Source organism: Pseudomonas sp. JE3303 (assembly GCF_056312565.1).
The window spans coordinates 18,866-34,607 of sequence record NZ_JBWGIF010000018.1 but is presented as its reverse complement, the minus strand read 5'-3'; the positions used below and the strand labels follow the sequence as shown (position 1 = coordinate 34,607).

Below are 15,742 nucleotides of genomic sequence, written 5' to 3'. Positions count from 1 at the left end.
GTGCGTCTGTTTGCCTATCTTGTTCTGGGCTCATTGGCTTTGTCTGTTCAGGCCGCTGAACCCGTGATTGTACAGCCTTCCACGACCAGTGTGAGCAAGCGAGACTACTCAATCGATCTGATGCAGCTGTACCGCGAGTCGCGTCTCGAGGATCCTCGGGTGATTGCGGCATATTCAAAAGCGCAATCCGGTGTCGAGCAGGAAAAGCAAGCATTTGGCAGCTTACTCCCCTCAGTGACCGCGAATGCGAACTTTAATCGTATTAAACAGATCAATACTCAGCTCGACGAAGCGTATAATAGCCGCAGTTATACAGTAGGACTGAGCCAGCCATTGTATAACAAGGCTGCTTGGGAGAACTACCAGCAATATAGAAGCTTGTCAAAGCAAGCGAGTTTCGAGTCTCAAGAAGCACAGGCAGAGGCGACTGTTGATCTTGCACAACGTTATTTCGCTGCTTTGGCTGCCGATGATGAGCTAGTGTTAGTGCAAGCCGAGCGCCGTGCTACCCAGAAAAACCTCGATAGGGTCAGTGCGTTGTACAGCAAGCAGTTGGCAGTGATTACTGATTTACTTGATCTCAAATCGAGGGTCGATTTGCTCGCGGCGCAGGAGGTTGATGCTAACAATCAATCCCGCTTGAGCCGAGTTGCGCTGTCGGAAATCGTCGGGCGGCCGGTCAAAGAGAAGCTGAGTCGCGTACGCAATGATGTGGAGTTGAATGTGTCGACCGACAGCCTTGAAAACTGGGTAAATTTGGCTCTAACTGAAAATCCAGCCATCAAGGCTGGTGAAAGCGCTCAAGATGCCGCCGAGGCTGCTCTGCGCGCTGGGAAGGGCGGGCATTACCCGACTATCAACCTGAACCTGAGCGCGCAACAGACCAATGAAGGCTACAACAACTCCTTGGCTCCTCGCACCGATAGTTACGTGGCCGGATTAGGAGTCCAGATTCCTATTTACAGCGGAGGTTCGACTTCTGCGCGGATTCGACAACTGCATCAGGATCAGATTACAGCCGAACAGCAATCAATCGCTACCCGTCGCCAAGTCGTTAAGGAGACGACGAACGCATACTTGACCGCCTATTCAAGCGTGGAGAAAATCCGCGCTAATCGCAATGCGCTAGCTTCTACCGAACAATCACGAATCGCTGCAGAAAAGGCGTTTACGTACGGCTTAGTCAACGCCGTAGATGTACTGACTGCTGTTGAGAATGAGTTTGAGGCACGTCGTGACCTCCTCAAGACGCAATATGACTTCATTACCAATCTCTTTATACTTAACCGTTGGGCAGGTAGGGTGTCGGAGGAAAGTGTCGAAAGCGTTAATTTCTGGTTGAGCGGCGATGTAAATAAAACTGTACCGGCCAGCCCAACAAAATGATTGATGATCGGCTAAAATCGTTAACGATATAAGCATAGGGCATTCGATGCTACGGCGTTACCATAGGCGTTGATGGTAAAGTGCCAATAAAATAGTGGCCGACACGCAAGAGCGGGTCGGCCACTTTCAACCAGCGATCAACGATCCTTCGCCTCTTTGGCGTCCATTTCCACATTCCTTTCGCGTATTTTTTTCTTCTCATCCTCCGTCAACGGCACCTCCTTCGCCGTATCCCGTAACAGCAGTAATCCGCCCACGATGGAGCCGAGGGCCACAAGCAGTATCAACCAGGCATACCAGGGCATCGTATTCTCCCTAAGCGACTGTAAGCGTCGCTACTGTGCTTTCGAGCGGAGCTCGAATTCATTGGTTCCATTATAGGGTTGCGCCCCCTTGCGGCCAATCCGGGCGATTCGCGGCTCCCACGGCGCGCGCCACATCGTTTACAATGCGCGCCGTTTTCGACTTGCCAAGAGACCCTGCCATGTCCGCCTGCCAGACGCCCCTCATCGTTGCCCTAGATTTCCCCACTCGAGAGGCCGCGCTTAAGCTGGCCGACCAACTAGACCCTGCGCTTTGTCGGGTGAAGGTAGGCAAGGAGCTCTTTACCAGCAGCGCCTCGGGCATCGTCGAGACGCTTTGCGAGAAGGGTTTTGAGGTCTTCCTAGATCTCAAGTTCCACGATATCCCGAACACCACCGCAATGGCGGTGAAGGCTGCGGCCGAGATGGGTGTGTGGATGGTCAACGTGCATTGCTCCGGGGGCTTACGCATGATGGCAGCTTGCCGAGAGGAGCTGGCCAAGCGCAGCGGCGCGCAGCCGCTTCTGATCGGCGTAACTGTCTTGACCAGCATGGAGCGTGAAGATCTCGCTGGCATTGGTTTAGATATCGAGCCGCAAGAGCAGGTGTTGCGGTTAGCAGCTCTGGCTGAAAAGGCAGGCATGGACGGTCTAGTGTGCTCGGCACTAGAGGCGCCCGCGTTGAAAGCGGCACATCCATCCTTACAACTGGTGACGCCAGGCATTCGTCCTGCCGGAAGCGCGCAGGATGATCAACGTCGCATTCTGACGCCGCGCCAAGCGTTGAATGCGGGCTCAGATTATCTCGTGATTGGGCGCCCGATAAGTCAAGCGCTTGATCCACGTCAGGCTCTTGCAGCAGTAGTGGCTCAGATACAGAACTGAAAACAGGGGAGGGCGCTGCCGATTCGGCAGCCTCTTGCGTTTTACGAGTTCAAAATTCTGAAGCTAAGTCTGGGTATTGGTCCCTTCTGAGATAAAGATAACAGAAGGCCCAATACCGGCGAATTAATATAATCAGTATACTTTGGTTGCTTGGTCACCGGATGCATCAAGTTCAACCTCCTATATGAGGCTGTGAGCATCTGCATCGTTCTTGCGTGGTTATATTGTTGATTTTTAAAGACTCTGATAAGTCGTCTAATCGGTTTTAATGCTCAGTCCAACTGAGCTTATCTCTCAGTAGTGTGATCGGCGCGCTGCATACGCCTGTACAGAGTTCAAGAGCTTGGACACCCCGCATCTCTACCGTAGTCGTTTGTGGCAAGCCTATGCCACCCATTCTGTAAATCCTAAGCCCATAATCCCGGTTTATGATGGGCGGATATAGCCACTTGGCGGGTAAAAGCGAGATGAGTACCATTTTTGTCGGTAATGTGCTGTAATCGCGCGCGGTCAATGCTGACAATGAATTTGTTCCCATCTGTCTCAAAACGGGGTGCTCATGCGCACTGCTCATATCAAAAACCTCACAGGACTTCGAGGTTTTGCGGCTTTGTCCGTCCTTCTTTTACACATTCGATACGGCGCCCTTGCAGACGCCTATGAGCCATTTTCTTTTATTTTTAAAACTCGTGGCCTGGGCGTAGATATTTTTTTTATGCTGTCCGGTTTTATTTTAGCGTATGTTCATGGTAAAGATTTTAGCGGAAATATTAATTTCGCAGAGATCTGTAAATTTTGGATTGCGAGGCTGGCGCGGATATACCCAGTTCATGTTTTCATGTTGTTTATGACTGCATTTATTCTTCCAATGCACAAGCTATACGAATGGTCGCCAGTGGATAGCGCTCAGACTTTCTACGCAAATCTTTTACTCATCCACGCATGGGGCGTAACTGATAGCCTGACGTTTAATCAGCCGTCCTGGTCCATTAGCTGCGAGTGGGCGGCTTATCTAATGTTTCCGTTGATTTCATATGTGACTAGGAAGTGGGGGAGTGTCTCCTTTGCATTGCTCCTAATTGGTTTATCCCTTTACGCACCATACCTCCAACCAAATATGCTTTCAAATGGTGTGTGGACGATTAAGTGCATCGTATACTTTATAGCCGGATATTGCGCTTATCAAACCTGCCGCGATTTGCCTAACTCTGGTCTGTGGCGACTCGTAGGCATAGCTATGCCTTTGGTAATTCTATCAATGCTCTGGGCACCAAGCTTGCGCGGGATATTCGATATCACGTTTCCATTCATGGTCATAATTATGATCGCTAGTCTATTTCGCGCTGGCCCGATCTGGTTTTACTCGAATCCACTATCAATTTATCTTGGAAAAATAAGCTTCAGTCTCTACATGTGTCATGTCATGGTTATGTTTGTAGAGCGCCAAATGTTTGGGATTTTGGATCTGAAGTATGAGGTCCCAATAGTGCTCGTGTTCTCCATGTTCTTATATCATGTGGTCGAAGAACCTGCGAGAAAGGTCATCAGGAGGGTATCTGAGGGCAACCGTCACGAAATTTCCCATCGAGAGAGTGCGGGTGTGACGATACAGACAGCACCGCTATCGGCGGGGCATAAAGATAAAAGGCTCGTTCCATTAAAATAGGCGGGGAAGCTACAGTTGGTGAGTCGTTCTATGCGGCTGCTCCAGCCACGTGAGTAGCTTCTGTTACCCGAAGTAGGTGGAGTAATGAGAGGGTCAGACTCACACCCTGCAAGGGCTGCGCTTTCGCAGGGTCATTTATTTTCGGAGGCCATCATCATGAGCGATTTGGCACTGGTCGGTATCGATCTCGGAAAGCATACATTCCACCTTCACCGCCAAGATGAATCGGGTCGATAGCTGTTTGGCAAGAAGCTCTCTCGTCAGCAGATGATGAGGCTCTTTGGCAACCTTCCCGCCTGCGCCGTGGCGATGGATGCCTGTGCCGGCGTGCATTTCGTCGCGCGCCAACTGGTGATCATGAGGCTTCAAGCCAAGCTGATTTCCTCGCCGTTCATTCGACCTTTTGTCATAAGCAACAAGAGCGATTTTGTGGATGACGAGGCGATCTGCGAAGCCACCACATGTCCGCCGATGTGCTTTGTTACGCTCAAGACATAGGCTCAGCAAACGCTTTCAGTGCTGCACCGTATGCGCGAATCACAGGTGCGCGACCGCACCAAAACCGGCAATCTGATGCATGGCTTCCTGCTGTAGTTTGGGATCAGCCTTCCAAGAGGGCTAGCCATCATGAAACGCCTGTTCAGTCTCCTGGTCGAACATGAGTTACCCGTTCGGCTGACGGTGCTGCTGCAACGCCTGCACGACCACTTTGTCCACCTAGATGAGCAGATCAAGGAACTGGATAATAGAGTCGGCTGGCCAACTGGCCGACGATGATCTGGGCAGTCGTCTGCTGGGTGTGCAGTGGATCGGGCCGATCACCGCAAGCCTGCTGGCTGTGGAGATGGGCGATGGCCAGCAGCACCGATGCAGTCGTGAGTTTGCCGCATCTGTCGGCCTGGTGCCCAGGTAGTACAGCGCTGACGGCAAGGCCAACCTTCTTGGTATTAGAAGCGCGGGGGACATCAACCTCAGGCGACTACTGATTCAGTGCGCCATGGGCTACCTGCAACGGTGTGGAGCACCAGAAAGGGACTCTAGCCGATCGGGGGCGCTCACCGCTGATGCAATCGCACTCCAACGTGGTGCCCTGCGCCTTGGTCAACAAGCTAGCGAGGATCGCCTGGGCGATAGCGGCGCTCAATACCGAGTTTGGAGCGGAGTCAGACGGCATGGCTGCCTGACCCTGCCGTTGTTGCAGTACCACGATGTACCTTCCAGGTTTTGCGATAGCTGAACAGTGGATAACGTGAACGGCCTTGATCCATAAACCGGCTGCATGAAGCCGCAGGATTTTTAGGATCGTCAGGCGGGATTCTCATCGTGGCGTGGGGCATGTCCCAACTAGATGCCGGATACATTTAAGCAAGCCAACCACTTCACTCACTAATCAGTACCGCAAAAAAACGGGGGGTAACCACAGATTTATGGAGCGCTTACTGTTTTCAAGCCTTTCGCCAAGCGCCCCATACAGGGAGCCATAGTTATAGGTAGTGCAAGAACTGCCTCCTCAAGTTGCTCGGGAGCAAGCCTTAACGGTGAGGTGAGTGCGATGACCGACATTGCTTTTTGTGTTGGATGAGGCCTAGGCCATAAACTGGCCGGCTTATGATCTTAGCGGGCTAGTCAAGGCTACCGTTGATGATCGCTCTTCAAGCCTGTAGGTAAAATTTACCGTGTCAGGCCGAATTATGCCCCACCACGGATGCGATTAGGGTCGGCCTTAGCAATTGATGCAGATAATGAGGGGGCACTAGGGAGTGCCCATCAGCATTGTCACTTGCAAATAACGATCATGTTCCGGCTGGAATACCCGCCCGGATTGATGCCGAATAGATAATCACCGGGTTCCGCCTCGTTGCCGTCAGCCTGGGCGACAACCTTGTAACCCTGGCCGCCGCAGAAAATGGCTGCTTTTGCTTCGCACTTTTCCCATGAGGATGCGAGCCCAGAACAGTCGATGTGCAGTCCCTTCTTGCCCTGCTGCACAAGGGGCTTAGCAGTTGCAGTGCATCCTACAGTGACCAGTATGGTTAGGATGAGCAAAGTTCGTTTCATTCCTGTCCTTCATGCATTTTCAGCTTGAGCTCTGAATGTAGTCGTGGGTGTTGCCTCTCTTGATATCTCTTACGTGCATGAGTCGTCAAGTAAATGGCTCGAATGTCATGAGCGTAGGGCAGTTCACGCAGTAGGCCGGTTCAGTCCACCGGCTGTCGATATGACTTGCGGTCCTTGCGTCGAAATCATGACTATTGTCCGCCGAGCGCGTGAGCGGGGCAGGTGGCATGGTGATGATGGACCTGTGACGCGACTGGCTCATGGTGCAGGCGATGCTCGTCCTCCCAGTCCACCGATTTTAGGTCAGGCTGCATCCCTTGGAACATGCGCGATGGTAGGTCTGATCCTAATCGAGTCCCGCAAAGATCTTTACGGGGTAAAAAATATATAACTTCAGATTCTCCCGATTGCTTGTGTCCATTCCCCAAAGATGCTCCTACAGCCCATTTATTCGTAGAATCTGTCTTGTCAGCGCACCTCGCTTCTCTTCCGCACCAACTATGTCGACAAAATTTGAACTGGATACAGCATTTTTTGATGCGGGGAAAGATGAGTGCCGCCGAGCGCAGGGGGGGCAGTTACGTAGGCAACTACCTGTTCGCAGGTTGCTCCAGCATTAGATAGCATATGTAGACCCTTAAGCATCTTGTTGAAGGCCCCTTGGTTTCGCCAATCGCGGAAGTGCTGATAGGCCGTGAACCAACGCCGAGGCGCTGAGGCATGCCTTGCCACGGTGCGCCGGAGGAAAGTACCCACAGCACGCCATGGGGCATCAGGCGGTCATCCGCTCTTGGGGGGCCGTGCCCCGATGAGCAGTGATAAGATCGGCGACTACTTCCCAGTCTGCGTAGGAGAGTTCGTATCGCTTGAGCATGGCAGACTCCTTCGCCTAAAAAAGCGAGAACTCTACGGGAAATCAGGCCTCCAGAGGCGCCAGCGACGTTACAAAGGTTTTCATACAGAGCCTAAGGATCGGGCATGACGCCGACCGAGTAAGCGCTTTGGCCACTCATTAATTGCGGTCCAGAGATGTTGGGCGGGATGATTTACGGTATCTTGGTTTCACAAAGATGTGATGTTGTTAAAAAAAGGGATGAGGTATGTCGTTTTCAAAATGGTTAGTAGGCCTATTGGTCCTGACCTGTACTGTGTTTGGCTTAATGGAGATTGATCCATTCTCAAAAACCTCCTCGCGTGAGTCGGTATATGCGGACTTGCCAGCCGGTAGCAGTTTGAAATACCTATATAGCGATCTCGAATTTTTCGGGCCATATGACGTCGCTGCCGCAGGCTGTGCTGCACTGCGAGAAGAGTTCATTCAAAAATTTACCCGTTATCAACAGTCATGCACGTCGATAAGTTATGAGGTTACAGGTTATATAACGCATGCGGTTTTGCTGAAAGGTGCTAAGCGCTATGATCAGATAAAACCTTCTCTATTGGTATACAACCATGGGCACGATGGCCTACCGTTAGAGCGCGAAAAATTTGCCTATGAGCTTGTTTCTCGGGTCTTAGAGGCAGGAGACGACGTTCTGTTAGTCAGTATGCCTTTCTTGGGCGTCGACAAACAGGCTGAGTTGATCAAAGTGAAGACTTGGGATGGTGAAGCGGATTACGAATTCAAAGAGCTTGCAGGCTCGTTCGCTGCTTGGCATGGGGTTTTTGAAATGTTCGACACCGGAGTTTCTCACTATATGAGGTTCTTTGTTGATAGTGCGGTGTTGAATGTTATGGCGCTTAAAGATAATTATAGTAGTATAAATTTTTTAGGTTTGTCGGGGGGCGCTACGACCGGTCTATATGCATGCAATCTTTTGAGAGATGTATTGGATAATTGCGTACTGGTTGCTGGGGTAATGCCCTTGCGGTACAGATTTATGAAGAGCAACTTCGGTGACTCTGAGCAGATAACTTCAAGTTTTTACAAAAAGCATAGCGTGTCAGGTATTGTCTCTGAAGTTGCCAGGTCGCGCACGTCTCTTCATCTTGTTTATAATGATAACGATCCGTGCTGTTTCAGTGGAAAGTCTGCGAATTTATTTAGGCGCGATCTTGATCAAGAGCGCTTAAGTGTTGACTTTGTAGTGAGGGCATCATCGAATCACGACTATGATCCATCTGAGGTACTTCGTATGATCGCTAGACAGGAGCAATTATAGTTATAACACGGCGTAGGCGCTGACTTTAGGTTCCCTGATCTGGCTCTGGCCATCAGGCTCGACGATGAATCACACCCGTGGTTTCGAGTGTGATTGCATCTTCAAGACGGCGAAGGCTGTCGTATATTTCGGAGGCACCTGTCTCGTTTAGCGAAAACCGCATCATGGTAATGCTGCCAGGGGTTCGAGCGATGAGAGCTACGTACCTGGTCGCTTAGGGCGTTGAAGGTTAGATTCGAGTGTGCCGAGTGTGATGAGTCGGTCGATTTGCTCTGGACGCCTTCACGACGTGTCGGCTTGTTCCTACATCTATGGGTTTGGTGTAATCTTCATGTTTAACTTCAGATTTTCCCGATTGCTTGTAGTCCTTTTCCCAAAGATACTTCTACAGCCTTTTTGCCCTTGCGATGTTGATCCTACCGTCCTAGTCTCGACGAGTCGTTGAGTTCAACGACCGGTTTTGACAGACCGACGCTGAGCAGCTAATCGCATGTGCACGCTTTTATGGCGGCTGTACGTGGGGCACCTCGTGTGCGCCGGGTTTGCTCGCTCACCGGTCTGTCAACCCGCGTATAGCTGCCACCTTCTGTTTGACAGCAGAGCGGAGGTAGCTCCATTCCGAGCGAGGAGGTACCCATGCTGAAGATTGTTCCCGACCCCCCATTGAACCCGAAAGACCATTCCCTCGAAGAAATCCTGCTTCAGACCTCGGAGTATCTGGTCTGCGCCCTCACCGTGGCGCAACAAACCGTGCTGCTACATCCCATGTCGAACGAGCAGGTGATGACCATGACCGTGATGCACGAAATCGACGCGGCGCGGAGCATGGTCGAACTGGCATTGAGCAAGGTGCAGCTCAAGCACTGAGCGGCCGACACGTTTATCGAGGACTAAGCAATGACCAAGGATCTGGATTCAAACCCTGCAAACGTCGCCACGACGCGTGGTATTGCGTCATTTTCCCCTTGGTGCCGGCAGCCATCAGCCTCTGTTCAGAGTGGTCAAGGGCGTGCCGGCCGACTTCGCTCGCGAACAGGCTTCGGTGATGTTGGGCTGTGTACGCAAGCTAACGCTGATAGGTGCGCTTGAAGAGGAATATGAGATGGTCTGGGCCGCGCATTATCTAAGCGGGTTAGCAAAAGCGATCGTCGACGACTGTGATCCGAGTCTTTAGCTGATACTCGGTGTTTTCAGGGGTGCGTCGCACCCCCATCGCCGCTTGAGTAAAGCTCCGTCCGTCATCAACCGGAGCATAAGCGTTGGCGGCAACATTCTGGTATGCAAAAATCCCGGCCCCCAATTAGCCTGGACAGTGAGCTTCACGCTTTGCTCAAAGACAATCAGTTGCTGTACTTGATGTACGGCGGTAAGCACGAATATTTGGTTGAGGCGAAATTCAGCATTTTGTCAGCGCTGAATCAACGGGTGGAGCCTGCTAGATTCTCCATCGCGGTGATGACGGATCGGCCGGAGCTTTTTCAGGGCTGGCCGGTTGAGATCTATCCGCTCGAAGGAGCCACCCTGGCTTCATGGATGGGGGAGGGGGATTACGTCCACAGGCGCAAGGCTTGTGCGATTCGCGAAGGGTTGAGATACGCCCGCAAGACCATCTTCGTCGATACGGATACGGTGTTCCTGAAGGATCCCGCCTTGCTTTTTGAGCGGGTGTCCGCAGGTTGCTACCTGATGGATCAGCTCGAGTTCAAGTGGGCGGAGGCTGCCAAGCGCCGCGAATACGCTGGCCTGATTGCGCAGTTGAAGAGCGAGGGTGCTTCGCCGTCATCGGATCTGCGCCTTTTCAATAGCGGCATCTGCGGCATGACGTTCGATGACGTTGGACTGATGGACGACGTGATCTCGCAAATCGATCAATGGGCTCACCACCATAAGCAGCTCCACACGATGGAGCAGATCGCTGTTTCGTTTGTGCTGGCTGGCAAGCATGTGTCTGAGGCGAAGGATTGCGTTGAGCACTACTTTTCGAAGAAGCCATATTTTCATGCGATGCATCAGCTGTTTTTCAGCCGGCACGGCATGGAGTTTCATGACGGGCTGCCGGCGCTCAGCGCTGAGGTTCCAGTGCGCTTGCCGAGCATCGGCTTGATCACCAAGCTAAGGATCAAATGGCGGCTGATGCGACTGAAGCGCGAGTTCAAAAAAGCCGGTCATTATTATCTTCTGGGCAAGCAGGCCAGCGCATGCCGATACGAGGGCATGTGCAGACAGGTTTGGCTGAACAAGGCCCATAACGACCTGAGCGAATGCGACGCCCGACAGCTTGCCTTGCTCGAGTCCTGAATCCAGGCTCACGGGCAAGGCCTGCACTGGCATGCTGGGCGCTTAGGCTGCAGGTGGGGTCGTCACGGTGGGGGTTTCGACGGGGGTAGGCGGGGTCTTGTACTCCCCCCTGAGTATCTGGAAGTACAAGACGACCGAGCCTGCGAAACATCCGACGATCATCAGATAGCTAAGCGTCTTGAAGAATGTTGCATGATTGCCATTCCTCAGCTTGCCCGCGTTGACGATCAGGTAATGTTGCCCAAACATGACACTCCACATGAACAGCGAGCCTAGTATCGGAATTGCCAGGCCACTGATGGCGGCGTCAAACCCTGAGAAGTAGGAATAGGCCGGCAGCGTACCCACAATGAAAGCCAGGGTTGTGATGCTCATTCCTCGGCCGAGCCGAGCGGGGGCGCACAAAATCTGCTCCCACGGTCTTCCGGGCGCTGGTGGCCGCGCTAGCGCGTAGCCTGCAGGAAGCAAGGCGATCACGAATAGCGTGGGGATGCTCTTGAGGGCGATACCCTCTCCAAGCACATTGACAAAGAAGTCATTGATATTCGCGTTGGTCGACTTCTCAATGAAGACACTGATGATGGCCGACCAGACAATGAAGACCGGCATGGTTAGCCAGTCTTCCTTGATAAGTTCACACGTCGACTTTGGCCTTGACTTGGTTTGAGGCCGACCCTCCTGAAATCCCAATGCTTCTTTTTCTTCGGTAAGTTCCATCTTGAACTCTCTTCCTTGTGTAGATGGTTTCTCTTGAGTAGTGCGTTGATTCACGCCTTGGCCTTGAATCAAAGGGTGTGTTTACGGCACCCCAAACCCCTTACTCTACCGGCAAGCTCTGCAGCACCCTACAAACCTCCACATTCGCCTCTACAAACGCTTCCCAGCTGTACTGCGCCGCATAGTGCATCTCGTACTGCCTATCCACCCTGCAGATATCCGGCCGGGCCTCATAAATCAGGCAGCGCTTGTCGGCGTCGCTGTAATGCCGACAAGCCCCATCGCCTCGGTCAAGCGCACGCGTCTCGTCTGCCAGGTGCACATTGCGGCAGCATTGCCCACACTGCGTGCAGGGAAACGCTTTGGACGTCATACCAGCGAGGCCAGCCAACTGCGGGTGCTGGCGGCGTTGCCCACCTCGAACGGTAATTCGATGCCACGAGCCTTCACTTGCTCTTTCAGAACCACGCTTCGCTCAAACTCATCGTTGCAGCCTTGCAGCTCAAGGGTGAAGGCCTGCAGTTCGTCAACGTCGAGGTTGAACTCCAGCTGGCTCAGTTCGGCCAGATAGCGATCGAGCTCGGCATTGATCGCCTGAAACTGCTTCACCGTGCCTGCATGCGGCGGCAGGGATTCGATGAACGCCCACAGCTGACGCGCCACGCCGCTGTGCAACAGGAAGTAGTTCAGCCCGAGAGTAACCACGCCGGTCACCAGGGCACTGGCGAAGGCGGCCAATTCAGCGCCAAACGGAAAACTGCACACAGGAAGCAACTGGGCGTAGGCGATAGTGCCTACCACGGTGGCGGCACCCACGGACAACAAGGAAGTGACCGCTTGGCACAACTCTACGAAGCTGAGCTGGTCCGGGTTGAAGACCATCAATTTGATAGCCTTGACCAATTGCCCCCAGATTTCGCGAATGATCTTGATCGCCATTAGCTGAGTCGTAGCGAGGATGTTGAAAACGGTGGTGGTGAGGCTGCCCAGTACGCCTGCGAACACTCCATCTTTGAAGGCCATCAAGAATGCGCTGAAGCGTGCTTGAACCCGTTCCCAGATGCCTTTGAGCGACGCGCTGATGCTGTCTACGAATGCCTCGAAACTGAATTTGTGCTTGAGCTTGGCCAGGAGGGCAGGGAGCTGCGCGCGCAGTTCAAACCATACTTCAGCCATGACCATGCCGAGCATCTGTCGAGTGCCCATGGCGAGGCCGGCCGTGCCGGCGGCGCTGGCGGTCTGGTGGAGGAATTTGCTGCTGGTGTAGTACGTGTGATTGATCTGCTGTTCATAGGGGGCACGTGCTTCGGCATCGCGCTTGCTCATGGCCTCGGGATCAATCGCCTTGAGTTCATTGATCTTGCTTTCGGTCTTGCGAATCTTGTCTTCAAGCTCGCGGGCCTTGTGTTGCTGCTGGGGGGTTTCACGCGGCAGGAGGGTCAGTCGCTCACGGTCTTTGGCCAGCGTAGTTTGATGTGTGGAAATCAAACCGGGCAGCTTTTGCAGGTACTCAACGATAGGTGTCTGCTTTTTCGATTTGTTGACCGTTTCATGTGTGGTTTGCAAGTTGCTGCTTTGATTGGCCAAGTCCACGCCGCTCAGTCCGGCCAGCACTCGCCCTGCGTCGTCATGGATCTCTTTGGCGCTGATCACGTGGTCAAGGTTGCGTTGCTCGTGCGCGCCCATCACGGTATTGCGGTATGGATCGTGAAGAGTACCTGCGGCTTGCTGGGCCTTGTCGCGTTGGCCGGTGGCGATGTAGTTGGCGTGCTGGTGGTAGGGGGTACTGTTGTACTCGCCCCGCTGTTCGTATTGCTGTCGTTCGGCGGCGGTTGCCCAGACGCCGTTACGCGCATTGTTGATCGTATCTACATTGCCGCCGGTCTGGTCCTTGAACAGCAGAAAGTCCAGGCCGAAGCTGGTGACCAGGCTGTTGACGACGGTTTTCTCGAGCTCTTCGGCCCACGGGTAGTCTTGCGCTGCGGCATGCATAGTGGCGTCCATGGCTAGTTGGGTGCGTAGAAGGGAGAAGCGGGGCCATCAGGCCCCGCAGCAGGTTCAGGCTGGTTCTACGCGAGCCGCGTTGGCCTTGGTGCTGACCAGCTGTTTATCCAGTTCGTCGGCGTTGAGGATCATCGAGCCATCGGCATCTGTGTCCATCACTGGCACTTCGTGCTCGTCCTTGACGACATTGCCATTGACCTTCTTGACCTTGAACAGAGGGGTGGTGATCAGGTCGACGAGGATTGCGGCCAGGGCGAAGCCATTGCTGATGACACGCATGATGGTGTCACTCGATTGAGCCAGTACGGCTTGAGGGTCCTGCTTGAGTACCCGAGCAGCATCGATCTGGCCAGCGACGGCCTTTAGGTGGGCAAAGTACTGGTCGAACTGGGCGTAGCCGTCCTTCAGGACATCGAGGATGTCGAATGCATAGTCTTCGGTCTTGCTCAGCTGTTGCTGGGCTTTTTCCAGCTTGGTTATGGCACTGTCGACCTCGCGGCTCGCCTTGCGCGCATTCTTCAGGGCTTCATCGCCATGGCTGTTGTAGGCCCAGCCGGCGATGGCCAGTACCGGAGCGGCGACGGCGGCGCCGAGGATTGCCGTTCCACCCGCCATGCCCAGGCCGCCAGTGGCCAGCGATCCGCCGCCGATGGCAGCCAGGGTGGCGTTGGTGGCGGCGACGCCGGCCAGTGAGGAAATGGCGGTGCCGGTTGAAGCCGCGCCTAATGCCATCACGCCGCCGTACACGGCGAACCCAGCCGCAGCACCTGCAGCGCCTGCACCCGCGGCGGCGCCCAGCACGCCGATGGCGGTGTAGCTGTAGTTCTCAACACGCTGCAACTTGTGCTTGGGAATGTTGATTTCCAGTTTGTTCTGGCGGCCAGCGTTGAGCTTGCTCAGCAAGTCCTCGGCAAGCGTTTTGAACTCGTTGAACTGCTGGCCGATTTCCAGTTCTTTCTGGCCCAGCGTTTCCAGTGCCTCGGTCGCTGCTTTTTCCTGCACGTCGAATTTTTCTTTCTTCCCGGCGTAGCGTTTTTTAGCGTTGTCTACGATTTCGTCAGCTTCAGAATGTTTCTGGTAGCCGTCATAGCCTTTCTTGGCTCCGTAGGCTGCGCTGACCAGCGCTGCTGCGCCGAGAATGAGAGGTAGTGGCATGGCTGCGTCCTTTTGACAGTCGATGTGTTCAAGCAGGTTGTTGTTGTAAGGGGAGGCGGTTGTCCTGATACAGCGCGTGCATTGCACTCAGCCGCTCACGGATTTCCTGCACCCAGACTTGGGGTGCATGGAGGCGAATGTTTTCGTTGAGGGCGAAGATCCACCAGAGTGTTTCGCGATCCAGCGGTACCGTTGCGTGCAGGCGGTGCCAGCCGTTGTCGCTGGCTTCGCTCAGGGTTTGCTGATGGCTCAGGGGGGTTTCACTGAGCACGGCCGCAATTTGCGGGCGCACGTCGGCGATCAGCTCTACTTCTTCAAGTGATTCACGTTGGCTGAACACACCGCTGGCGATGTAGGCGTCTACGTCGAAGCTTTCGTGCGCGTGGCCTGATTGGTCGAGCACGGTCACATCGGTGATCCGGTGCAAGGCGAACTGCCGTAGGTCGCTGTAACCGTCCACGGAGGCAAGCAGGTAACTTACCGCGTGACGCGATACGAGGCCGGCTGGATGCAGGCGGAACTGTTTAAGTGCGCCTTTGCTGCGGCTTCGATAAGACACCTCAAGTTGCTTGCGCTCCAGCAGCCCTGCGGAGACCTGTGCCCAGGTGCGTGGGCAAACCTGGGCGGGCAGCAGCGCTTTACCGTAGGGAAGGGTTCGCACCCGCTTTGCCCAGTCGGCCAGGCTGTTGTCACCAACGCTACTCAGGAAATTGCGCGCCCGGCGAAATTGCGGGCTTAGCTGATCCAGTACGCTCTGCGGAAGGATGGCGCTGAGGTGGCTCTCGGACAGGAAGAGTGCCAGCGCAGTTGGAGCGTCCATTTCTTCCAGCTTGAGCGGCGCTTCGCGGGTGAAGCTCCAGCGAAAGGGTACCTCGCTGTCGTCGCACTGCAGCGAGAACGGGATGGACAAGCGGTTCAGGTCGCGCTGGATGGACCGCAGGGTGACCGAGAAGCCACGATCGCGCAGCTTCTCCAGTAAAGTCGGAGTGGCAATGCGGTGAGGCTCGGTGGGCAGCAACCGTAGCAGGGCGAACAGCCGCAGCAGCGTATCCTTCGATTGGGACATGACATTTCCTTGTCAAACCAGGTGGCGAACCAGTGATGGCCTTG

The 15,742-nt window shown here is 54.0% G+C and carries 14 protein-coding genes and 2 pseudogenes; 8 read left to right on the top strand and 8 right to left on the bottom strand.

Annotated features, from left to right (window positions below; translation table 11 throughout):
* Window positions 1-1,386: a TolC family protein gene (locus AC0ZZU_RS22540; RefSeq protein ID WP_476343486.1), complete on the top strand. Its 1,386-nt coding sequence runs from the start codon at window positions 1-3 to the stop codon at window positions 1,384-1,386.
* Window positions 1,387-1,523: 137 nt separating this feature from the next.
* Here AC0ZZU_RS22540 and AC0ZZU_RS22535 read toward each other — a convergent pair whose 3' ends face one another.
* Window positions 1,524-1,691, bottom strand: a complete 168-nt coding sequence (locus AC0ZZU_RS22535; RefSeq protein WP_476343485.1) for a DUF2897 family protein — start codon at window positions 1,689-1,691, stop codon at window positions 1,524-1,526.
* 179 nt (window positions 1,692-1,870) lie between these two features.
* Between AC0ZZU_RS22535 and pyrF the strand changes: the two genes are divergently transcribed.
* The 3 genes and pseudogenes from pyrF (at window position 1,871) to AC0ZZU_RS22520 (ending at window position 5,422) form a co-directional block, all read left to right on the top strand.
* Window positions 1,871-2,572, top strand: a complete 702-nt coding sequence (gene pyrF, locus AC0ZZU_RS22530) for an orotidine-5'-phosphate decarboxylase (protein WP_476343484.1) — start codon at window positions 1,871-1,873, stop codon at window positions 2,570-2,572.
* Between the two features lie 559 nt (window positions 2,573-3,131).
* Window positions 3,132-4,238, top strand: coding sequence for an acyltransferase family protein (locus AC0ZZU_RS22525; RefSeq protein ID WP_476343483.1), 1,107 nt, complete (start codon window positions 3,132-3,134; stop codon window positions 4,236-4,238).
* 156 nt (window positions 4,239-4,394) lie between these two features.
* A pseudogene (locus AC0ZZU_RS22520) lies at window positions 4,395-5,422 on the top strand (IS110 family RNA-guided transposase).
* A 592-nt stretch (window positions 5,423-6,014) separates the two neighbouring features.
* On the opposite strand, the gene AC0ZZU_RS22515 reads toward AC0ZZU_RS22520, so the two are convergent.
* Window positions 6,015-6,296 carry a hypothetical protein gene (locus tag AC0ZZU_RS22515; protein WP_476343482.1) on the bottom strand — a complete coding sequence of 94 codons (282 nt, stop codon included), beginning with the start codon at window positions 6,294-6,296 and terminating at the stop codon, window positions 6,015-6,017.
* Between the two features lie 612 nt (window positions 6,297-6,908).
* Window positions 6,909-7,170: pseudogene (locus AC0ZZU_RS22510) on the bottom strand (transposase); the annotation flags it as partial.
* Window positions 7,171-7,396: 226 nt separating this feature from the next.
* On the opposite strand from AC0ZZU_RS22510, the gene AC0ZZU_RS22505 reads away from it, so the two are divergent.
* The 4 genes from AC0ZZU_RS22505 to AC0ZZU_RS22490 all read left to right on the top strand — a co-directional run bounded on the left by AC0ZZU_RS22505 (window position 7,397) and on the right by AC0ZZU_RS22490 (window position 10,756).
* The gene (locus tag AC0ZZU_RS22505) at window positions 7,397-8,458 is read left to right on the top strand and encodes a hypothetical protein (protein WP_476343481.1); all 1,062 of its coding nucleotides are present in this window, start codon (window positions 7,397-7,399) and stop codon (window positions 8,456-8,458) included.
* Between the two features lie 636 nt (window positions 8,459-9,094).
* Window positions 9,095-9,325 (top strand): hypothetical protein, encoded by a 231-nt coding sequence (locus AC0ZZU_RS22500; RefSeq protein ID WP_476343480.1) that lies wholly within the window; start codon window positions 9,095-9,097, stop codon window positions 9,323-9,325.
* A 76-nt stretch (window positions 9,326-9,401) separates the two neighbouring features.
* Window positions 9,402-9,632, top strand: a complete 231-nt coding sequence (locus tag AC0ZZU_RS22495) for a DUF3077 domain-containing protein (protein ID WP_476343479.1) — start codon at window positions 9,402-9,404, stop codon at window positions 9,630-9,632.
* A gap of 152 nt (window positions 9,633-9,784) precedes the next feature.
* Window positions 9,785-10,756 carry a hypothetical protein gene (locus AC0ZZU_RS22490; protein WP_476343478.1) on the top strand — a complete coding sequence of 324 codons (972 nt, stop codon included), beginning with the start codon at window positions 9,785-9,787 and terminating at the stop codon, window positions 10,754-10,756.
* A 42-nt stretch (window positions 10,757-10,798) separates the two neighbouring features.
* Here AC0ZZU_RS22490 and AC0ZZU_RS22485 read toward each other — a convergent pair whose 3' ends face one another.
* The 5 genes from AC0ZZU_RS22485 to AC0ZZU_RS22465 all read right to left on the bottom strand — a co-directional run bounded on the left by AC0ZZU_RS22485 (window position 10,799) and on the right by AC0ZZU_RS22465 (window position 15,698).
* Window positions 10,799-11,473, bottom strand: a complete 675-nt coding sequence (locus AC0ZZU_RS22485; RefSeq protein WP_476343477.1) for a hypothetical protein — start codon at window positions 11,471-11,473, stop codon at window positions 10,799-10,801.
* Window positions 11,474-11,573: 100 nt separating this feature from the next.
* Complete coding sequence (locus AC0ZZU_RS22480; RefSeq protein WP_476343476.1) at window positions 11,574-11,846, bottom strand: YkgJ family cysteine cluster protein; 273 nt, start codon at window positions 11,844-11,846, stop codon at window positions 11,574-11,576.
* Window positions 11,843-13,465 (bottom strand): hypothetical protein, encoded by a 1,623-nt coding sequence (locus AC0ZZU_RS22475; RefSeq protein WP_476343475.1) that lies wholly within the window; start codon window positions 13,463-13,465, stop codon window positions 11,843-11,845. The genes AC0ZZU_RS22480 and AC0ZZU_RS22475 overlap by 4 nt, the downstream gene beginning before the upstream one ends.
* A 66-nt stretch (window positions 13,466-13,531) precedes the next feature.
* Window positions 13,532-14,632, bottom strand: coding sequence for a hypothetical protein (locus AC0ZZU_RS22470; protein WP_476343474.1), 1,101 nt, complete (start codon window positions 14,630-14,632; stop codon window positions 13,532-13,534).
* A gap of 28 nt (window positions 14,633-14,660) precedes the next feature.
* Window positions 14,661-15,698 (bottom strand): helix-turn-helix transcriptional regulator, encoded by a 1,038-nt coding sequence (locus AC0ZZU_RS22465; protein ID WP_476343473.1) that lies wholly within the window; start codon window positions 15,696-15,698, stop codon window positions 14,661-14,663.
* Window positions 15,699-15,742: the final 44 nt, after the last annotated feature.